Raw genomic sequence first — 18,351 nt, 5'->3', positions numbered from 1 at the left:
TACCATTCTATGAACCTACCGCCAAACTCCACAGCAGAAAGACACCACCATGGGCAACCGCCTCACTCAGATCGCAACTCGCACTGGCGACGACGGCACCACCGGCTTGGGCGACAACACGCGCGTGCCCAAAGACCACCTGCGCGTGCACGCCATGGGCGACGTCGACGAGCTGAATTCGCAGATCGGCGTGCTGCTGTGCGAGGCGATGCCGGCCGATGTGCGAGCGCTGCTGGTCGACATCCAGCACCAACTCTTCAACCTGGGCGGCGAGCTGTCGATGCCGGGCTACACGCTGCTGAAGCCTGAGGCGCTGCTGCAGATCGACAACGCGCTGGTCGAGCACAACGCGGTGTTGCCACGATTGGCGGAGTTCATCTTGCCGGCGGGCACGCGCGCGGCCTCGCTTGCGCATGTGTGCCGCACAGTCGCGCGGCGCGCCGAGCGTGCGGTCGTTTCACTGGGTGCGGCCACCGAGATCAACGATGCGCTGCGGCAGTACCTGAACCGGCTCAGCGACCTGCTCTTCGTGCTGTCGCGGGTCTTGAACCGGATGGACGGCGGCGACGATGTCTACTGGAAGAGCGAGCGGATGGCGCGTGCGGCGGCGGATGGCGCAGCCGAAGATGGTGCGCCGACGGCTTAGCTTCTTGCCGCAGCCGCAGGAGACAGTCTCGACGCAAGTTCGGCCGCCGAGCCGAAAGCCAGCGTGAACCCCAACGCGCCGTGCCCGGTGTTGAAGAACATGTTGTCGGGTGCGCCATCGACGCGGCCGATGATCGGCACGCCGGTCGGTGTAGCCGGGCGCATGCCGGTCCACGGCGCGAGTTCAAGAAAGTCGCTGCAGTGCGGGAGCAGTGCTCTCGTCGCGGCGACCAGCGTGTCGATGCGGCCTTCGGGGATGCGGCTGTCGTGGCCGACGATCTCCGCCATGCCGGCCACGCGCAGCCGTGAGCCGATGCGTGCGAACACCGTCTTGCGCGCGCTGTCGGTCACGTTCACTGTCGGCGCTGCGCCGGGCGAGTTGTCGACGTCGAGGGTGATGCTGTAGCCCTTCAGTGGGTACACCGGCAGGTAGGCGCCAAGCTGGCGTCCAAAGCGCGCCGAGGCGCTTCCCAGGGCCATCACGAAGGCGTCTGCCTGCACCGGGCCTCCGGCGGCTTGCACAGCCTGCACGCGGCCTTGCTGGCTCCCTCTATTCAGGTCGAAGCCTTCGATGTCCGCACCCAACGAGAAGACCACGCCACGCGCGCGCAGCACTTGTTCGAGCGCCCGGCATACCTTGAGGCAATCGGCCGCGCACTCACTGGGCGTGTGCACCGCCCGCATCGGCACTGCGGTACAGCACCAGCTTGCCGGTGGCAGAAAAGTCGATGTCGGCCGTCAGCTCGGCGCGCACGCTGTCGAACACGGCGCGGCTCGCTGCGGCCAGCGCGAGCACACGCGCAGTGCTGGCAGCGGCCATCGGGGCATTGCAGGCAGCCAGGAACGCGAGGCCCCAACGCCACTGCTGCGGATCGAGTTTCGGGCGCAGCTTCAGCGGCGACGAAGGCGAGAACAACAAGTGCGGCAACTGTCGCCAGATCGACGGATCGGCCAGCGGCGCCACATACGAGTAGCTCAGCTGCGCGCCGTTGCCGGCACTCGCGCCTTCGCCCGGCGCAGCACGATCGATCACCGTGACCTGATGGCCGTCGCGCTGCAGTTGCCAGGCCGTGGCCAGTCCGACGATGCCTGCGCCGAGCACGCAAATGTGCATGGAAGTCCTCGTTCCTTCGTTCTGGAAAATGCCGATGCGCTCGACCTCGCGAGCTTGGCTAATGATGAGCTGCGACGCAGTGCGGATCTGGCGTGTGCAGTGTCACGGGACATGTTGGCACCCGCCTTGCGTACTGCCGAGCTCTTCCCAAGTTTCTTGTTCGTTCAATTTTCCAAAGAGGTCTCCATGAAACTTTCTGCCCTCACTACCGCCGTGCTGGCCGTTGCCGCCGCACTCGCCGCCACCACCGGCGCGCATGCTGCCGACACGCTTGCGAAGATTGCCGCAGCCAACAAGATGACTGTGGCCTACCGCGAATCGTCGGTGCCTTTCAGCTACCTCGACGGTCCTGAGAAACCCGTCGGTTTCTCGGTCGATCTGACGAACGCCATCGTCGCAGCGGTCAAGCAAAAACTGGGCAAGCCGAATCTGGAAGTCGGACTGATGGCGGTGACGTCACAAAACCGTATCCCGCTCATCACCAACGGCACGCTCGATCTGGAGTGCGGCTCCACCACCAACAACTCGGCGCGCGCCAAGGACGTCGCCTTTGCCATCAACCATTTCTATACCGGCACGCGGCTGCTCGTGAAGAAGGGCGCAGGCATCAAGGACTACCCGGACCTCAAGGGCAAGAAGGTCGCCATCACGACCGGCACGACCAACGTTCAGGTCGTGCGCAAATACAGCACCGACAAGAACCTCGACATCGACATCGTGATGGGCAAGGACCATTCCGATTCGTTGCTGCTGGTGGAGAGCGATCGCGCCACGGCCTTCGCGATGGACGACATCCTGCTCTACGGGTTGAAGTCGAACTCCAAAACCCCGGCCGACCTCGAAGTCGTCGGCGAAGCGCTGCAGGTCGAGCCGTACGCCTGCATGCTGCCCAAGGACGATCCGCAGTACAAGGCGCTGGTCGACGGCGTCATCACCGGCTTGATGAAGTCGGGCCAGTTCGACAAGCTCTACGACAAGTGGTTCATGCAGCCCATCGCGCCGAAAAACCTGCCCATCGGGCTGCCTATGAGCAAGGAACTGAAGGACAACATCAAGACGCCGAGCGACAAGCCGGCGACTTGACCGCGATCAGCAATACGAGCAACGGCAACGGCATCAGCCACGTGATCATTTCGACCGTCATGACGACGGCCGCTAGGGACATCAGGACTATCGCCCCGGCAGCCAGTTCGATCGCGGCGGCTTCCCGCAGCCGCATGCCGACTGGCGTCGCGGTGGCCGCGTACCGACGGAATACCGTGGCCGCAATTACGTAGTCAACGACTGGCGCGGCAACCACCTTAATGCGCCTCCGCGCGGTTACCAGTGGGTCGGTGTCGGCGGTGACTTCGTGCTCGCAGCCATCGCGACCGGGCTGATCGCGCAGATCATCTCGAATCAGTAGTCGCGACGGTGTGCGGGCAGTGGACCGTATCCACTTCAAGCTGCGCTAATCGGCGACAGCAGCCGGCGCCATCTGCGCGCAGACGTTCTTGCCCGTGATCGTCAGCCGGAGGCCGCCACCCTGCCACTCGAGCCAGTTGAGAGCGACGTAGGCTTCGATGTCGTCGACGTCGATCTGGTCGGCGTGCCGCTCCCGGAGCATGGCGACAGTTGCCGGCAAAGCCAGCCTGAGACGGTCACGCCGGATGGTTTCGGCAGAAACGAAATCCTTCGGGGCAACGAGAGGGCGGCGCAGTGGCATGACGATCCATTTCGGGAGCAGTACTGTGTACCAATGTACGCTTGACTTAGCGGCTGACGCGGACTTATTTGGCGCTGCAGTGTCCGCAACGCGGCACTGTGCCAATGGGCCCACAGATCCCGTGATTCCATGTGATCTCTCGCGGTAGTCATCGTCTTTCTTCCCGCAAATAAGGCTCGCCCAATGCACCGGGTTCGCCATCGTTGGTCCCGCCGCCCTCGACACTTTTTTGTGCAACCGCGACCCAGATCATCACGGCGAGCGTGATGGCGTACGGCGTCATCGACACGAAGTACTGCGGCAGCTGCACGCCGGCCGCGGCGAGCTGCGGAATCAACGCTTCGATGCAGCCGAACAGCACCGCGCCAGCCAGCGCTTTCCATGGCGACCAGCGCGCGAAGATCACGAGGCCGACTGCGATCCAGCCGCGCCCACCGGTCATGCCGGCGATCCAGAGCTTGGTGCTCACGACAGAGATGTAGGCGCCCGCTAACCCGACCAGCGCCGCCCCAGAGAGCACCGCAGCGAAGCGCCATGCCCCGACGCTGATGCCGGCCGCATCGGCCGCCTGCGGGTTCTCGCCGACCGCGCGCATGCGCAGTCCGGCGCTGGTGCGCGTGAGGTACCAGACGACCGCCATGAAGATCGGCAGCGTGAGGTACACGACGATGTTCTGCGTGAAGAGCCGGCCCACCAGCGGCAGCTCCGACAACGGCCACAACGGCAGCGCACTGAAGCTGGTCACCGCCACATTGGTCCAGCCGAACAGCGTGCCGACGAGACTGGTCAAGCCCTGGCAAAAGAAGACCAGTGCCAGCCCGGCGATGACCTGGTTCACGCGCAGCAGGATCGTCATGGCGGCGAACAGGATCGACACCGCGCTCGCCGCCAGCATCGCAATGACGAGCGAAAGAGCGGGATGCCCGAAGGCGATCTGCGCGCCGATGCCGGCCAGCGCACCGACCAGCATCAAGCCTTCGGCGCCGAGCGACAGCACGCCCGATCGCTCGGTGAGAATGAGCCCGAGTGCGGCCAACGCATACGGCACTGCAAAGTCCGGCGCATTGCCTAACCAATTGGTGGCGATCGCAAAAGCACTCATCGAACGCGCCGTATCCGGTGTCGGATGAAGAAGTCCGACGAAGCCACGCAGATCACCACGATCGCCTGGATCAGCTGCACCATCGAGAACGGGATTTGATAGAACACCTGCAGGTTGCGCCCCGCCACGAAAAGCGCTGCGACCAGCACCGCAACCACCGTCGCGGCCAACGGATTGTTGCGCGCGAGGAAGGCGATCAGGATGCCGGAGAAACCGTAGCCCGCGTAGAAGGCCTGCGTCAGCCGGCCCTCCTGTCCCGCCGCCACCACGAAGCCCGCGATGCCCGACAACGCTCCCGACACGAGCACCGCCGACAGGATCATCCGGCGCACCGGCACGCCCACCGCGTCGGCCATGCGCGGGTTGGCATAGACGAAGCGCAGGTACAGCCCCGCACGGCTGATGCCGACGAACCACCACGCCAGCACGGCAACGATCAGCGCGAGGCCGATCGCCGCGGTGCTCACATTGCCGAACCATTCGGGCAACCGCTCGAAGGCGCGGAACTGCGGCGAATACGGGAACGAATCCTTCGGGTCTTTCCATGCGCCGTAGACGAGGTGCAGCAGGAAGTAGCCGGCGATGTAGTTGAGCATCAGCGTCGAGATGATTTCGTTGACGCCGAGCTTCAGCTTGAGCAGCGCGGGTGCCACTGCCCACGAGAGCCCGAGCCCGATCGCCATGAGCAGCATCAGCGGCAAGCGCAGGGTCGGCGGCCCGAGGTCGAAGAACGAGATGGCCGTCGCACCGATGGCGCCCCAGATCATTTGCCCTTCGAGCCCGAGGTTCCAGAAGCGCGCACGAAACGACATCGAGGCCGCGATGCCGACGAGGATCATCGGCGCCGCCTGGAACAGCACCGCCATCAGGCTTTGCTTGTCGAACAGCGTCTGCAGCACGAACTCGTTGAGCAGCTCGTTCGCGGGCACGCCCGCCGCGACCAATATGGCCGCGGAGATGCCCATGCCGATGGCGAGCGATACGACGAGGATCGCGGCCTGCGACAGCCATCCCATCTGCTGCCGGATCTCCAATGCGAAGCGCCGGCTTGCGAACGGCTGCCGTGCCACGGTCGTGGCGGTCGATGCGTCCACCGCGAGCTCAGCCATGGTCGACCATCGCCTGTCCCACGGCTTGCCGATCGGCCGGCTGATCGAACTCCGCCACGATGCGCCCGCGCGTCATCACGCCGACGCGATCGGCCAGCGCCAGCACTTCGTCCAGGTCTTCACTGATGAGCAGCACCGCGGCGCCGGCATCGCGTGCGGCCAGCAGCCGCGCATGCACCTCGGCACCGGCGCGCACGTCGAGCCCGCGGCTCGGGCTGTGCGCCAGCACGACGCGCGGCGTACGGCCGAACTCGCGCGCCAGCACCAGCTTCTGCGCGTTGCCACCCGAAAGCAATGCCGCCTTCTGGTCCAGGTTGCGGACGCCCTGCACGTCGAACTGTTCCACGGCGGCCTTCGCATCGGCTTGAAGCTGCGTGGTGTCGAGCCGCCACGGCGAGCCGTAGCGCCCGCCATGCACCTGGCCGATGCCGAAGTTCTCCGCCACCGACAAGGCGCCGGCCAATGCGAGCCCATAGCGATCGGCCGGGATGGCGGCGAACTGCAACGCGCGCCGTTGCGAATTCGAGGCGGCCTTCAAGTCGCCGAAATCCTCCAGCGTGATGTCGCCATCGATCGTCGAGTCGAGTCCCATCAACGCGGCGGCGAGTTCACTTTGACCGTTGCCGCCGACGCCGGCCAGACCGTAGATCTCGCCGGCGTGCAGCGTGAGGTCGACGCCATCGAGGGCAGGCCGCGCATCACCGACGACCTTGGCCGCAGCCGTGCGCAAGCCGCGCACGGTAAGCCGCGCCGCACCGGCCTGCGAGCGCTGCGGTCGCAAGGTCGAGTGCGCGATCGAGTCGCCGACGGTGAGCTGCACCAGCTCGGCCATCGCGGTCTGCTTCGGGTCGACGGTCTTCACCGTGCGGCCACCGCGCATCACCGTCACGCGGTCGGCATAGCGCCTCACGTCGGCCATCTTGTGCGTCACCAGCACGACGGCAGAACCGCTGCGCGCCAGCGCCTGCACCGTCGACAGCAAGCGTTCGGCTTCGCGGTCCGTCAGCACCGCGGTCGGCTCGTCGAGGATCAGGATGCGGGCGCCCGCGAGCAGCACTTTCAGGATCTCGACGCGCTGCTGTTCGGCGATCGACAGCCGCTCCGTGCGTTGCCGCGGATCGATGGCGAAGCCGAGCTCGTCGGCCTTCGCGCGGATCTGCGCTTCGAGCATGCCGAGCCGCTTGCGATGACTGCCTTCACCCGATGCGAGCGGATGCCCGAGCAGGATGTTCTCGGCCACGGTGAAAGGCTTCACCAGCTTGAAGTGCTGGTGCACCATGCCGATGTGGTGCCGCGCCGCATCGCGTGGGCCATCGAGCCGCACTGCGTTGTCGTCGACCAGCAGCTGGCCCGACTCCGGCGCATAGAGGCCGGCCGCGATGTTCATCAGCGACGACTTGCCCGCGCCGTTCTCGCCGAGCAGCGCATGCACCTCGCCCCAGCGCGCGCTGAAGTCCGCGTCGATCAGCGCCTTGAAACCGTCGAACGATTTGCAGATGCCGGTGAGCTGCAGCGCGGTCGCCATGACGCTGAATGTCCTGCGCTTACTTTTGCGTGACCACGCCCTTGACGTACCAGTCCATCTTCCACAGGTCGGCATCCGACAGCGTGCCGCCCGCAGCCACGCGCTCCTTGCCGTCGCGGTCTTTCAGCGGGCCGGCGTAGATCTGCTTGCCCTTGAGGATGGCGTCGCGCTCTGCCGTGATCATCGCGGCCTTGTCCTTGGGCACGCCCGCGCCGAAGCCCGCGATGTCGGTGCCGCCGTCCTTCATCTCGATGAAGGCGCCGTATTGCGAAGGCGTCCAGTTGCCGGCCATGATCTTCTTCAGCTCGGGCGTCAGGAACTTGTCCCAGACCCAGACCGACGAGCACAGCGTGGCCTTGGGCGCGAACTGGCGCAGATCACGATGGTGGCCGGTGCCGTACACGCCGCGCTCCTGCGCGACGATCTGCGGTGTCGGCGAATCGACGTGCTGGCCGATGACGTCGGCACCCTGGTCGATCAACGCCATGGCGGCCGCGCGCTCCTTCACCGGGTCGTTCCATGCGCCGGTGTAGATCACGTTGACGGTGGCGTTCGGGTTCATCTTTTGCGCACCGAGCGCAAAGGCGTTGACGGTCCAGTTCACCACGCCGAAGGGGTTGGCCGCCACGAAGCCGAGCTTGCCCGACTTGGATGCCGCGCCGGCCGCCATGCCGCACAGGTACTGGCTCTCGTAGGTGCGGCCGTAGAACGATTCGAGGTTGCTGCCGTTGGTGGTGCCCGAGCCGTTGAGGAACGCGACGTCCGGGTACTTGGCAGCCAGTTCTTTGAAGGTGTCGGAGTAGCCGAAGGCGGTGCCGATGATGATGTTCGCGCCGCGCGAAATGAAGCGCTCGGCCGCCGGCTTGATGGCCGACGCGTCTTCGGGCACGTTCTCGACGAACTGGATCTTCTTGCCCGTCGCGGCCTCGACCTTGATGCGCGCCTCGTCGAAAGCCTGCGTCCAGCCGCCGTCGTTCTTGGGGCCGAAATAGATCATCGCGATCTTCGGCTCGCCCTTGAGCGTGAAGCCGTCGGCCATGGCCGGCGCGACAAGCACGGTGCAGGCGGTCAGCGCCACGAGGGCGTACGGGGCGGTTTTGCGGAACATGGTCAGGCCTTTGGTGGTGAGCGTTGAAGACATCGAGAAGAGAAGAAGGAGACAGTCGCCGAGGCCGCGTCACATCATGAAGTTGATGCGGAAGACGTTGCCTTCCGGGTCGAGCAGCACCGACTGGTACCAGTGGTAGTAAGTGACGTAAGGCGCCTTGATCAGCGTCGCGCCAGCGGCCAATGCGATCGGCACCATGCGGTCGACATCGGCCTGGCTGTCGACATCGATGTTGAGCAGGAACTTGACGCCGCGCGTGTCGGAGAACTCGGCCAGGTGCAGCAGCTCGTACGCTTCGAGCGCGTTGAAGCCGAGGCTCGATTTACCGGTGTCGAGCCCACGAAAAATCGGCGAGCGAATCGCCTCGATTTCAGGGAAGCCGAAGACGCGTTGATAGAAGCCGCTGAGCGCGAGAACGTCTTTCGCAAAGACGTTGACGTAGGAAAGATGGGCCATCGAAACGTGTGCCTCAGGCCGCGACCTTGGTGCCGCCGAAGGTCGTCTGTTTCACGAACTTCGACATCAGGTGGTCGCCTGAAGAAATGGGCGCGTACGTCGGCTTGTCGCCTGGTGCCAGGCAGCTCGGCAGGCACTCGACCATCGCGTCGTAGTTGGGCTGGTGAAAGAACACCAGCGACTGGCGGCGGTTGGTACTCGCCGCCTCGAAAGGCGGGTTGACCACGCGGTGCATGGTCGACACCCACTGGTCGTTGGTCCACTGCATCATCAAGTCGGCGATGTTGACGACGAGGCCACCTGCGACCTGGGGCACGTCGACCCACTGGCCGGCCTTGTTGAGCACCTGCAGTCCCTTGTCGTCGGGCAGCACCACCGTCAGGCTGCCGTAGTCGCTGTGCGCACCGGCACGCAACTGGCCCGGCAACGGGGCTTCTTTCTGTGGCGGGTAACTCAGCACGCGGAACATGCTGATGTGTTCGTCGATCTTGTCGTCGAAGAAACGCTCGGGCAGCTTCAGGCCCAGCGCGAAGATGCGCATCAGCGAGCGCGAGAGTTCGCTCATCGCCTCGAAGTATTCCTCGTAGGCCTCGCGAAAGCCCGGGATGTCGGGCCAGCTGTTGGGCTCGAAGTGCGGGCCGGCCGCCTTGCCGCGGTGGTACTCGTCGTCCGGCACGTTCGACGGACCGACCGAGAACGACTCCTTCAAGTCGCCGGGTGTCGCTTCTTCCAGGCTGTACGACAAACCTTCTTCGCCAACCGCGCTGTAGCCGCGCACCGCGTCTTCGCGCGGCCGGTCGACGCGGCGCTTGTCGGCCAGCGGCAACGCGAAAAACTGGCGCGACAGCTCGGACACGCGTGCAATCAATTCGGGCGAAATGCCGTGGTGCGTGATGACCAGAAAGCCGATGCTGCGCGAAGCCTCGTCGACCTTGCGTGCGACCTCGGCGCGGCCTTGTTCGGTGCCCTCGAAGTAGGGCGCGAGATCGATGATGGGTACGGTCAGCAGGGTCATGCGTCGAATCCTTTTGAACAGCGCGAACCGGTGCGCTGCAGCGGCAGTGACATGCAACGTTTGTGCCAGTTGGACCAAATGGACAAATGCGGCAAACTGGCCCGCGTCATGCAAGCAGCACGGCATGCAGAAACAAGAAAGCAGCAGCCCATGCCGAAGACATCCGGAGGAGCGGTGAAGGCGACCAATGCCAAGACGGCCAAGGCCGTCAAGTCGACGCCCGCCACCAAGCCGTCGCAGCGCGGGCAAGCGCTGCGCACGCCCGGCGTGCGCAGCGTGGCCGCGGTGAACCGCCGGCTGCGCCAGATCGAAGACAAGCGCAGCGTGATCCTTGGTGCCGCATTGGGGCTCTTCTCGCGCTTCGGCCTGCATGGCACCAGCGTCGATCAGGTGGCAGCGCGGGCCGACGTCTCCAAGAGCAATCTGCTCTATTACTTCGCCAACAAGGAAGAGCTGTACGTGAGCGTGTTGCGCGAATTGCTTGCCGTATGGCTCGAACCCTTGCGCGGTTTCAGCGCCGAGCAAGACCCGCGTGAAGCCATCGGCCACTACATCCGACGCAAGCTGGTGATCTCGCGCGACCAGCCCGACGCATCGCGGCTGTTCTGCCTCGAAATGATTCAGGGCGCACCGTTATTGCGCGACGAACTGGGGCGTGAACTGCGCGATCTGGTCGACCGAAAATCGGACGTCATCAGGGAGTGGGTCGCGGCCGGCAAGCTGGCGCCTGTCGACCCGCATCACCTGATCTTCGCGCTGTGGGCGACCACGCAGCATTACGCCGATTTCGGCGTGCAGGTGCAAGCCATCACCGGTCGCACGCTCGACGATCCGGCGTTCTTCGAAGAGACGGTGGAGAACGTGCAGCGCATCGTGCTGCAGGGCATCCTGTCGGCCGCGAAGAACTGAACGGACGCGAAGTCAGACTCGGCCTTTTGTCCCGAGCCGGCTCAGTGCGCCGGTGGCGTCACGATGTCGTGATAGCGACGATCGAAGTAGATGAGCCCGTGCGCCGCTTCGCCCATCGCCACCGCCACGACCTCGCAGAACAGCACGTCGTGCGTGCCGACGCTGGTGCTGCTGGTGACGCGGCAGTCGAAGGACACGGAGGCGCCTTCGAGCACCGGCGAACCGGTGGCGCCTCGCTCCCATTGCGAGCCGGCAAAACGCTCGTCCATCGGCGTCTTGCCACCAAAGACACTTGAGAGCGCTCGCTGTCCCGCGCCCAGCACGTTGACGCACAGCACGCCATTGGCCCGGAAGGCCGGGTACACCGAGGCGGTGCGGTTGAGGCAGATGAGCAGGGTCGGCGGCTCGTCCGTCACGCTGCACACTGCCGATGCGGTGAACCCCGCGCGGCCTGCAGGGCCATCGGTGGTGATGATGTTCACAGATGCGCCGAGCCGTGACATCGCATTGCGAAAGTCGCTGCGCCCGAGTGCTGCCTCGCGCTCGGACGGTACTGGCAGCTCGGACATGGGTACGGGCACGGGCATGGTCGTGCAAGGCATGACGTCAGGCCAGCACGCAGGCTTCGTCGAACGCCAGGCGCGGCAAGCGGCCGAACACCTTGCTCGCATCACCGTGGCCGAGGTTGATCAGCAGGTTGACCGACCAGCTCGTGCCTTCGAAGAACGCGGCGTCGACCACGGCCTTGTCGAAGCCCGACATCGGACCGCAGTCGAGCCCGAGCGCACGCGCTGCCAACAAAAAGTAGCCGGCCTGCATCGAGGCATTGCGGAACGCGGTCTCGTGCGCGGCTTCGGCGCTGCCGGTGAACCAGGCGCGCGCATCGGCATGCGGAAACAGGGCAGGGAGCTTGTCGTAGAAAAGCTTGTCCCACGCACAGATCACCGTGACCGGTGCGCTCATCGTCTTGTCATGGTTGGCTTTGGACAACGCCGGCGAGAGCTTCGCCTTGCCTTCGGGCGTGCGCACGAACACGAAGCGCGCTGGCGAGCAGTTGGCCGACGTCGGCGCCATGCGGGTCAGGTCGTAGACATTCTTCAGCAACTCGTCGGACACCGGTGCGTCGGTCCAGCCGTTGTGGGTGCGGGCCTCGGTGAAGAGGGTGGCCAGTGCGGCGTGGTCGAGGGTCTGTGTCATTTGCGTTGTCCGCTGAAAGTCGCGTCAGGTTGGTTATGCGTTGGCTGTTTTTGCTGCTGCGTTTGTTGCGCGAGGAACTTCAGCAGCACCGGATTGAAGGCGTCGGCTTCGGTCACGTTGTGCGCATGACCGCCATGTACGACGCGATCCATCGTCGCGTTCGGCAGGCCATCGGCCAGCCGCTGCGAGCAGGTCCACGGCACGAGTACGTCGTCGGTAGCGGTTGCGACCAGGGTCGGTACGCCGATGTCACCCAGCCGCGCATCCACATCGAACGCGCGCAACGCGCCAATGCGCGCAAGCAGGTTGGCGTCGCCCGGAAAGTTGTCGTAAGCGTGATCGACTTCGGCGGCCACGTGCTCCGCATGCGCCGCGCTCCATGCGGCCGGGTACAAAAAGATCGGCTGCGCCTCGACATAGGCGCGTCGGCCCGAGCCGGCGAGCAAGGCGATGCGGGCGTCGAAACAACGCGCTGAATGTGGGTTCGGCCTGGACCATGCGTTGATGAGCACCAGGCTCGCGACGCGCTCCGGCGCATCGAGTGCCAACTGCAAGCCGACAAGCCCGCCAAGCGCATGACCGACGAGGTGACAGCGTGCCGTGCCGCTGGCATCCAGCACCTCGACCACGTCGTGTGCCATGTCGGCGATGGCGTAGTCGTCGGGCAGCACGCCGGGGCTGCGGTTGGTGCCGCGCTGGTCGTACACCACCACGCGCCAGCCGGCGGCGACCAGGCCGGGCAACTGCGGACGCCAGAAGCCAGCCGAACCACCGAGGCCGGACGACATCAGCACACTGGGTGCGTCCGAGTCGACGCCGTGGACTTCGAAGTGCAAAGTCATTTCAGGGGCATGGAAAATTCATGTGAGCCGGACTGCAGTCAGGGCTTGCCGACGTGCGCGATGGACGCGATCTCGATCAGCGCCTCCGGCTTGACCAAGCCGCACTGGATGCAATAGCGCGCTGGCTTCACGCCCGGAAAGTACTCGGCGTAGACCGCATTGACCTTGGCGTAGTCGGCCCAGTCTTTGATCATGATCATGTTGAAAGTCACGTCGTCCATCGTGCCGCCAGCCGTGGTGATCACGCTCTTGATGGTCTCCAGCACATGGCGCGTTTGCAGCGTGGCGTCGCCCACGTGGACCACGTTGTTGTCCTTGTCGAAGGGCAGCGTGCCCGACACGTAGACGATGCCGTCGGCCATGGTGCCGGGCACGAAAGGCGCGATCGGCGTGGTGGTGCCGAGCGGGATGATGGCTTGCTTGGGCATGGATGCTCCTGGGGATAAGTCGGATCTAAGGCACTGTCAGGCGCTGACGGTCTTGCAGAAATCTTCGACGGTGGAGACCCAGCCGAAGAAGGTCTCGACGTTGTAGACCGTCGCCTTCTGGATCGCCGCGCCGCCGAGTTCGTGCGTTGCGTCTTCCAGCATCACGCTGAAGTATTCGAGGTGGAAGGCGTCGCGCAAGGTCGACTCGACGCACACGTTGGTCGCGATGCCGGTAAACACCAGATTGCGAATGCCGCGAGCCCGCAGCGTGCTGTCGAGCGTGCTGTTGAAGAAGCCGCTGTAGCGTGTCTTGGGGATGACGATGTCGCCGGCCTGCGGCTTCATCGCGTCGATGAGCTCGTAGTCCCAGCCGCCTTTTGCAAGGAACTTGCCTTGCAACTCCGGCTTCTTGCGCATGGTCTTGAGTGCGTTCGATTTGTACCAATTGGGCGAGCCTGGACCACCCGCTTCGACGTAGCCTGCATCCCAGCCGTTCTGCAAGAACACGACGAGGATGCCGGCCGCGCGTGCCGCCTCGATGGTGCGTGCGATGTTGACGATGGTGCCCTGCGCGCCCGAGATGTCGAAGCCCGCCGAGTCGACGTAGCCGCCGAGCGACGCATAGGCGTTCTGCATGTCGACCACGATGAGTGCCGAGTTGGCCGCGTGCAGCGCGACCGGTTCGGGCCGCGCGGGCAGCACCAGCGGTGCCGGCGCGCCGGGAAGGCTCGGCACGCCGACCGGCGTGGTCGACGTGATCGTGGTGTTCTTCGGGGCGGCGGTGGTCATGGCGATGTCCTTCGGATCCTGGGTGATGCAGCGGCGGCGCGATTCAATTCAAGCAGCGATCGCTTCACCCTGCACCGCGGAGGGAACCGGCGTTTCGACGTCGCTGCGGCTCTTCATCAGCGGCTGAATGCGCTGGCCGAAGGCCTCGATGCCTTCGACGAAATAGTCGAAGGTCAGCAACACGCCTTCGGTGCCGGGCACTTCCGCCATCTCGTCGAGCATGCGCGCGACGGTGGCGTACGAGCCGACCAGCGTCCCCATATTCAGGTTGACGGCCGAGGTCGGATCGGCCATCTGCCGCACGTTGGTGTCGGCGCCCGACTTGGTGTCGGCCGCGCCCTGCACGCCGAGCCACTGGATCGCGCCTTGGTCGGCGCCGGCCTTGTAGTGTTCCCACTTGGCACGCGCCGCTTCGTCGGTTTCGTCCGCGATGATCATGATGAGCACGTAGGTCGTCACGTTGCGGCCGGTCTTGGCGGCCGCGTCGATCAGTTTCTGCGCCGAAGGTGCGAACGCCTTGGGCGTGTTCACGCCTTTGCCGAAGCAGAAGTTGTAGTCGGCATGCGCGGCCGAGAATTCCATGCCGGCGTCGCTCTGGCCGGCGCAGATCACCTTCATGTCGGCTTGTGGCTGCGGGCTCAGGCGGCAGTCGTCCATCTTGAAGTGGTCGCCCTTGAAGTCGGACTGCCCGGTGGTCCACAGCTCGCGCAGCACCTGGATGTACTCGGACAGGTACTGGTAGCGCGTCGCGAAGAACTCGTCGCCCGGCCACAGGCCCATCTGCGAATACTCCGGCTTCTGCCAGCCGGTGATCAGATTCACGCCGAAGCGCCCGCCCGAGATCGAATCGATGGTCGACGCCATGCGCGCGACGATAGCGGGCGGCATCACCAGCGATGCGGCGGTGGCGAAAAGCTTGATCTTGGTGGTCACCGCGGCCAACCCGGCCATGAGGGTGAACGACTCCAGGTTGTGGTCCCAAAACTCGGTCTTGCCGCCGAAGCCGCGCAGCTTGATCATCGACAGCACGAAGTCCAGGCCGTAGTGCTCAGCCTTCAGCGTGACCTCTTTGTTGAGCGCGAAGCTCGGCTTGTACTGGGGTGCGTTCTCGGACAACAACCAGCCGTTGTTGCCGACGGGAATGAAGATGCCGACTTTCATTGGAATGGTCCTCGCCGCAGCAGGATGAACATGGGAAACGCTACATGCATGCAGCGTGCCAAGTCATAAAACCAATGAAATCAACGACCTACGTCAAGCCAGCCTGATCAATTTGTCCAAATGGTCCAAAGTGGATCGTTTGGCGCACGCCGGTTGTGCAGCCACGCACTGGCGCCGCCCGACCCCTTTTTGGATCAGCGAGCCTTGGGAGCGGGCGCAGCGACAGGTGCCGCTGTGACAGCAGGCGCGGCCGGCCGCGTGACCGCCTTCTTCACCGCATCGGGCAACTCGATCTTCACTTCGAGCACTTCGAGGTTGTCCTGCCTCTCGACATGCACCTTGAGGTCTTCGGGGCGGATCGACACGTATTTGGAGATCACTGCCAAAAGCTCGCGCTGCAGCTCGGGCAGGTAGTCGGGTCGCTTGCTGTTGAGGCTGGATCGCTCGTGCGCCAGGATGATCTGCAGCCGCTCCTTGGCGACGTTGGCAGTCTTCTTTTTCTCTCCGAGGAGAAACGAGAAAAGCGACATGCTTACTTTCCTCCGAAGATGCGTTTGAAGAAGCTCGGTTTGTCAGCGTCGATGAAGCGCAGCGGACGGTCTTCGCCCAGAAAACGGGCGACCACGTCCTGGTAGGCCTCGGCCACGTCGGTGCCCTTGTCATGGATGGCGGGCACGCCCTGGTTGGACGCGTTGAGCACCGTCTCGGATTCGGGGATGACGCCGATCAGCTTGATGCGCAGGATGTCCTTGATGTCGTCGAGCGACAGCATCTGGCCGCCGGCTACGCGGTTCGGGTTGTAGCGCGTGATGAGCAGATGCTCCTTGATCGGGTCACCACCGTCGATCGCGCGCTTGGTCTTGCTGCCGAGCATGCCCAGGATGCGGTCGGAATCGCGCACCGAAGAGACTTCGGGGTTGGTCACGATGAGCGCTTCGTCGGCGAAATGCATGGCCATCATGGCGCCGGTCTCGATGCCCGCCGGCGAGTCGCACACGATGTAGTCGAAGTCCATGTCGGACAGGTCCTTGAGGACCTTCTCGACGCCCTCTTGCGTCAGCGCTTCCTTGTCGCGCGTTTGCGAGGCAGCCAGCACGAACAGGTTCTCGCACTGCTTGTCCTTGATCAATGCCTGGTTGAGGTTGGCCTCGCCCTGAATCACGTTGATGAGGTCGTACACCACGCGGCGTTCGCAACCCATGATGAGGTCGAGGTTGCGCAGGCCGACGTCGAAGTCGATCACAGCCGTCTTCTTGCCGGCCAGCGCCAGGCCGGATGCAAAGCTGGCGCTCGTCGTCGTCTTGCCGACGCCGCCCTTGCCCGAAGTCACCACCACAATTTTGGCCATGGCCATTCCTCTTTTATGTTTCTGTTCAGGCGATCGGATCGATCACCAATTTTTTGCCGTCTAGGCGGATGGTCGCCGGCTTGCCGAGCACATTGGCGGGCAGCGGAACCTCCGCGGTGCGGTAGATGCCCGCGATGGCCACCAGTTGCGCTTCGAGGCAGGTCGAAAAGATGCGCGCATCGATGTTGCCGCGAGCGCCCGCAATGGCTTTGCCACGCAACGGTGCATACACATGGATGTTGCCATCGGCGATGATCTCGGCACCGAAGCTCACGACCGCGGTGACGATGACGTCGCCACCGCGTGCATAGACCTGCTGGCCCGAGCGCAGCGGCTTGTCGATGACGAGCGTGCCGTTGGCAGGCACGGGCACCTCGCGCACGATCTGCGGTGCTTCCGGTGCAGCGGCAACCGCTTCTTGCGTTGGAGCCCGAGGCGCCGGGGACACCGGCATGGCCGCCAGCGACAGACCGGCCGCGCGTGCCGCGATGTTTTGCAGCTCGCTGCCACCTCGTACGGCAATGGGCTGCGTCTGGTGGCGCGCCAGCAGGCTGCGCAGCCGGGCGAAGTCGATGTCGGGTGCCGTACCGGTTTCTTGCAGCACAGACAGGTCGATCACCACCGGCTCTTGCTCGAAGAAGTCGGGTGAGTCGGCGAGCTGCGCATCGAGCGCTTCAGCCAGCACCGCGAGGTCGGCGGTCTTGAGGATCACCGCGATCAGCGGGAGCGTGGCGCTCTTGAATTCGAAAACCGCCTTGGTGCGCGCGGCGGATGAATCGGCCATGGGAAACGTTCGTTCGAAAAGCTGGCGAGTCTACCGGGCTCGCTGCGACTGCCCGGCAAAAAGCAGGCCCGATGACCGGGACGATCTACACCTCTTGCATGCGGTTGCACTTTTTCAGCCGTCAGGCAAAGGCGACGCACTCCTACAGCGAAGCGTTTTCGCAGCGGCAAACTGCTCCACTTGGAAAAAAATACTTCTTCGACCATTGCGCAGTCAAGCATTGCCTTGCAGCCTATTCTGGATGTGCGTAAGGCACATCCCGGCGGCGTGCACTTCACTTACTCGGTGAGCGCCGTTGTGGTTCCGGAACAGGGATCTCCCGGCGAGTTGTTCGACTCGGTCGAGCGCTGTCTTTACGACGCCGGGCTCGCGCTCCAGCACTACTTCGACGGCGTGCAAATTCGCTACGAAGGCATTGCACTCGGAACCTACGCCGTGTCGCGTTTGGTCAACGATCCGCTCGGTTTGTTCGATGATCTGCTTCAGCGCCTGATTGCGACTTTCCGCATGCGAACCAGAGGCTACGTCACGACGCCACGCGCATTGGGATTGGGTACCGTTTCCATGGCGGTTCCATCGACAGGCACGCCCGCGGTCGAACGAGTCGATTCGTAAGTCGCCGGGCGGGTCGCGTCAGCTCTTCGCCCCGTTCGCGTGGTTGGCGCCACCACGCGGCTGCAGCACCGCCATCGTGATGCGCGAGACGCAGGTCAATTCGCCAGCGTCGTTCTTCATGTCGATCTGCCACACCTGCGTGGTCCGACCACGGTGAACAGGGCGCGCCGTGGCCGTCACCCAGCCGCTGGTGGCAGAGCGCAGGTGGTTGGCGTTGATGTCCAGCCCCACCGCGCGGTCGCCTTCCGGGGCTGAATAGTGGGCACCGCAAGATCCCAGCGTTTCGGCCAGCACCACCGACACGCCGCCGTGCAGCAGGCCATACGGCTGGCGGGTGCGCACGTCGACCGGCACGCGACCGGTGATGAAGTCGTCGCCGACCTCGGTGAACTCCATGCCGAGGTGTTCGACCGCAGTGCCCACGTGGCTCTGGGTCAGTAGTTCTATCGAGATTTCTTTCTTCCAGATCCGCATGGGTGTTGCTCCAGTGAACGATTGC

The 18,351-nt window shown here is 64.4% G+C and carries 20 protein-coding genes and 3 pseudogenes; 5 read left to right on the top strand and 18 right to left on the bottom strand.

Annotation, left to right across the window (positions count from 1 at the left end):
* The first annotated feature begins 49 nt into the window (after window positions 1-49).
* Window positions 50-646: a cob(I)yrinic acid a,c-diamide adenosyltransferase gene (locus RCH10_RS00585; RefSeq protein ID WP_409050849.1), complete on the top strand. Its 597-nt coding sequence runs from the start codon at window positions 50-52 to the stop codon at window positions 644-646.
* Here RCH10_RS00585 and RCH10_RS00580 read toward each other — a convergent pair.
* A pseudogene (locus tag RCH10_RS00580) lies at window positions 643-1,759 on the bottom strand (FAD-dependent oxidoreductase). The gene RCH10_RS00585 and the pseudogene RCH10_RS00580 overlap by 4 nt on opposite strands.
* A 186-nt stretch (window positions 1,760-1,945) precedes the next feature.
* Here RCH10_RS00580 and RCH10_RS00575 point away from each other — a divergent pair.
* A complete protein-coding gene (locus tag RCH10_RS00575; protein WP_323496817.1) occupies window positions 1,946-2,842 on the top strand; it encodes a transporter substrate-binding domain-containing protein in 897 nt (298 codons plus the stop codon).
* A gap of 31 nt (window positions 2,843-2,873) precedes the next feature.
* Window positions 2,874-3,164: pseudogene (locus RCH10_RS00570) on the top strand (RcnB family protein); the annotation flags it as partial.
* A 45-nt stretch (window positions 3,165-3,209) separates the two neighbouring features.
* Here the strand turns inward: RCH10_RS00570 and RCH10_RS00565 are convergent.
* The 7 genes from RCH10_RS00565 to RCH10_RS00535 all read right to left on the bottom strand — a co-directional run bounded on the left by RCH10_RS00565 (window position 3,210) and on the right by RCH10_RS00535 (window position 9,779).
* Complete coding sequence (locus RCH10_RS00565; RefSeq protein WP_187053792.1) at window positions 3,210-3,464, bottom strand: hypothetical protein; 255 nt, start codon at window positions 3,462-3,464, stop codon at window positions 3,210-3,212.
* Window positions 3,465-3,612: 148 nt separating this feature from the next.
* A complete protein-coding gene (locus RCH10_RS00560; protein WP_323496818.1) occupies window positions 3,613-4,566 on the bottom strand; it encodes an ABC transporter permease in 954 nt (317 codons plus the stop codon).
* Entirely contained in the window at window positions 4,563-5,675 is a 1,113-nt protein-coding gene (locus RCH10_RS00555; protein ID WP_409050848.1) for an ABC transporter permease, read from the bottom strand. The genes RCH10_RS00560 and RCH10_RS00555 overlap by 4 nt, the downstream gene beginning before the upstream one ends.
* A complete protein-coding gene (locus RCH10_RS00550) occupies window positions 5,668-7,200 on the bottom strand; it encodes an ABC transporter ATP-binding protein (protein WP_409050847.1) in 1,533 nt (510 codons plus the stop codon). Before RCH10_RS00550 ends, RCH10_RS00555 begins: the two co-directional genes overlap by 8 nt.
* A gap of 19 nt (window positions 7,201-7,219) precedes the next feature.
* Window positions 7,220-8,308, bottom strand: a complete 1,089-nt coding sequence (locus tag RCH10_RS00545; RefSeq protein WP_409050846.1) for a BMP family ABC transporter substrate-binding protein — start codon at window positions 8,306-8,308, stop codon at window positions 7,220-7,222.
* Window positions 8,309-8,377: 69 nt separating this feature from the next.
* Window positions 8,378-8,764 carry a VOC family protein gene (locus RCH10_RS00540; protein ID WP_409050845.1) on the bottom strand — a complete coding sequence of 129 codons (387 nt, stop codon included), beginning with the start codon at window positions 8,762-8,764 and terminating at the stop codon, window positions 8,378-8,380.
* A gap of 13 nt (window positions 8,765-8,777) precedes the next feature.
* The gene (locus tag RCH10_RS00535) at window positions 8,778-9,779 is read right to left on the bottom strand and encodes an isopenicillin N synthase family dioxygenase (RefSeq protein ID WP_409050844.1); all 1,002 of its coding nucleotides are present in this window, start codon (window positions 9,777-9,779) and stop codon (window positions 8,778-8,780) included.
* Window positions 9,780-9,929: 150 nt separating this feature from the next.
* Here RCH10_RS00535 and rutR point away from each other — a divergent pair, with 150 nt between their 5' ends.
* Window positions 9,930-10,688, top strand: a complete 759-nt coding sequence (gene rutR / locus RCH10_RS00530; RefSeq protein ID WP_409050843.1) for an HTH-type transcriptional regulator RutR — start codon at window positions 9,930-9,932, stop codon at window positions 10,686-10,688.
* Between the two features lie 41 nt (window positions 10,689-10,729).
* Here the strand turns inward: rutR and rutF are convergent, their stop codons facing one another.
* The 9 genes and pseudogenes from rutF to minC all read right to left on the bottom strand — a co-directional run bounded on the left by rutF (window position 10,730) and on the right by minC (window position 17,237).
* Window positions 10,730-11,257: an NADH-dependent FMN reductase RutF gene (gene rutF / locus RCH10_RS00525; RefSeq protein ID WP_409051315.1), complete on the bottom strand. Its 528-nt coding sequence runs from the start codon at window positions 11,255-11,257 to the stop codon at window positions 10,730-10,732.
* Window positions 11,258-11,294: 37 nt separating this feature from the next.
* On the bottom strand, window positions 11,295-11,885 hold the full coding sequence (locus tag RCH10_RS00520; RefSeq protein ID WP_409050842.1) for a malonic semialdehyde reductase: 591 nt from the start codon (window positions 11,883-11,885) through the stop codon (window positions 11,295-11,297).
* Window positions 11,882-12,727, bottom strand: coding sequence for a pyrimidine utilization protein D (gene rutD, locus RCH10_RS00515; protein ID WP_409050841.1), 846 nt, complete (start codon window positions 12,725-12,727; stop codon window positions 11,882-11,884). The genes RCH10_RS00520 and rutD overlap by 4 nt, the downstream gene beginning before the upstream one ends.
* A gap of 38 nt (window positions 12,728-12,765) precedes the next feature.
* Entirely contained in the window at window positions 12,766-13,155 is a 390-nt protein-coding gene (gene rutC, locus RCH10_RS00510) for a pyrimidine utilization protein C (protein WP_409050840.1), read from the bottom strand.
* Between the two features lie 36 nt (window positions 13,156-13,191).
* Entirely contained in the window at window positions 13,192-13,944 is a 753-nt protein-coding gene (gene rutB, locus RCH10_RS00505) for a pyrimidine utilization protein B (RefSeq protein ID WP_409050839.1), read from the bottom strand.
* Between the two features lie 48 nt (window positions 13,945-13,992).
* On the bottom strand, window positions 13,993-15,105 hold the full coding sequence (rutA, locus tag RCH10_RS00500; RefSeq protein ID WP_409050838.1) for a pyrimidine utilization protein A: 1,113 nt from the start codon (window positions 15,103-15,105) through the stop codon (window positions 13,993-13,995).
* 278 nt (window positions 15,106-15,383) lie between these two features.
* Window positions 15,384-15,635: pseudogene (gene minE / locus RCH10_RS00495) on the bottom strand (cell division topological specificity factor MinE); the annotation flags it as partial.
* A gap of 2 nt (window positions 15,636-15,637) precedes the next feature.
* A complete protein-coding gene (minD, locus tag RCH10_RS00490; RefSeq protein ID WP_323499742.1) occupies window positions 15,638-16,453 on the bottom strand; it encodes a septum site-determining protein MinD in 816 nt (271 codons plus the stop codon).
* A 25-nt stretch (window positions 16,454-16,478) separates the two neighbouring features.
* Window positions 16,479-17,237 (bottom strand): septum site-determining protein MinC, encoded by a 759-nt coding sequence (gene minC / locus RCH10_RS00485; protein WP_323496831.1) that lies wholly within the window; start codon window positions 17,235-17,237, stop codon window positions 16,479-16,481.
* A gap of 225 nt (window positions 17,238-17,462) precedes the next feature.
* On the opposite strand from minC, the gene RCH10_RS00480 reads away from it, so the two are divergent.
* The gene (locus RCH10_RS00480; RefSeq protein ID WP_409050837.1) at window positions 17,463-17,852 is read left to right on the top strand and encodes a hypothetical protein; all 390 of its coding nucleotides are present in this window, start codon (window positions 17,463-17,465) and stop codon (window positions 17,850-17,852) included.
* Between the two features lie 18 nt (window positions 17,853-17,870).
* On the opposite strand, the gene RCH10_RS00475 is transcribed toward RCH10_RS00480, so the two are convergent.
* Window positions 17,871-18,326, bottom strand: a complete 456-nt coding sequence (locus RCH10_RS00475; RefSeq protein WP_323499743.1) for a hotdog fold thioesterase — start codon at window positions 18,324-18,326, stop codon at window positions 17,871-17,873.
* Between the last annotated feature and the right edge of the window lie 25 nt (window positions 18,327-18,351).

The sequence above is a fragment of the Variovorax sp. GrIS 2.14 genome (genome assembly GCF_046115955.1).
Taxonomy (GTDB): Bacteria; Pseudomonadota; Gammaproteobacteria; order Burkholderiales; family Burkholderiaceae_C; genus Variovorax.
The sequence above is the reverse complement of the archived record's forward strand: the minus strand, read 5'-3'. Positions and strand labels throughout refer to the sequence as shown.

Coding starts and splice junctions, on each gene's coding strand:
- RCH10_RS00585 (WP_409050849.1), top strand. CDS start 50: ATGGGCAACCGCCTCACTCAGATCGCAACTCGCACTGGCGACGACGGC.
- RCH10_RS00575 (WP_323496817.1), top strand. CDS start 1,946: ATGAAACTTTCTGCCCTCACTACCGCCGTGCTGGCCGTTGCCGCCGCA.
- RCH10_RS00565 (WP_187053792.1), bottom strand. CDS start 3,464: ATGCCACTGCGCCGCCCTCTCGTTGCCCCGAAGGATTTCGTTTCTGCC.
- RCH10_RS00560 (WP_323496818.1), bottom strand. CDS start 4,566: ATGAGTGCTTTTGCGATCGCCACCAATTGGTTAGGCAATGCGCCGGAC.
- RCH10_RS00555 (WP_409050848.1), bottom strand. CDS start 5,675: ATGGCTGAGCTCGCGGTGGACGCATCGACCGCCACGACCGTGGCACGG.
- RCH10_RS00550 (WP_409050847.1), bottom strand. CDS start 7,200: ATGGCGACCGCGCTGCAGCTCACCGGCATCTGCAAATCGTTCGACGGT.
- RCH10_RS00545 (WP_409050846.1), bottom strand. CDS start 8,308: ATGTTCCGCAAAACCGCCCCGTACGCCCTCGTGGCGCTGACCGCCTGC.
- RCH10_RS00540 (WP_409050845.1), bottom strand. CDS start 8,764: ATGGCCCATCTTTCCTACGTCAACGTCTTTGCGAAAGACGTTCTCGCG.
- RCH10_RS00535 (WP_409050844.1), bottom strand. CDS start 9,779: ATGACCCTGCTGACCGTACCCATCATCGATCTCGCGCCCTACTTCGAG.
- rutR (WP_409050843.1), top strand. CDS start 9,930: ATGCCGAAGACATCCGGAGGAGCGGTGAAGGCGACCAATGCCAAGACG.
- rutF (WP_409051315.1), bottom strand. CDS start 11,257: ATGTCCGAGCTGCCAGTACCGTCCGAGCGCGAGGCAGCACTCGGGCGC.
- RCH10_RS00520 (WP_409050842.1), bottom strand. CDS start 11,885: ATGACACAGACCCTCGACCACGCCGCACTGGCCACCCTCTTCACCGAG.
- rutD (WP_409050841.1), bottom strand. CDS start 12,727: ATGACTTTGCACTTCGAAGTCCACGGCGTCGACTCGGACGCACCCAGT.
- rutC (WP_409050840.1), bottom strand. CDS start 13,155: ATGCCCAAGCAAGCCATCATCCCGCTCGGCACCACCACGCCGATCGCG.
- rutB (WP_409050839.1), bottom strand. CDS start 13,944: ATGACCACCGCCGCCCCGAAGAACACCACGATCACGTCGACCACGCCG.
- rutA (WP_409050838.1), bottom strand. CDS start 15,105: ATGAAAGTCGGCATCTTCATTCCCGTCGGCAACAACGGCTGGTTGTTG.
- minD (WP_323499742.1), bottom strand. CDS start 16,453: ATGGCCAAAATTGTGGTGGTGACTTCGGGCAAGGGCGGCGTCGGCAAG.
- minC (WP_323496831.1), bottom strand. CDS start 17,237: ATGGCCGATTCATCCGCCGCGCGCACCAAGGCGGTTTTCGAATTCAAG.
- RCH10_RS00475 (WP_323499743.1), bottom strand. CDS start 18,326: ATGCGGATCTGGAAGAAAGAAATCTCGATAGAACTACTGACCCAGAGC.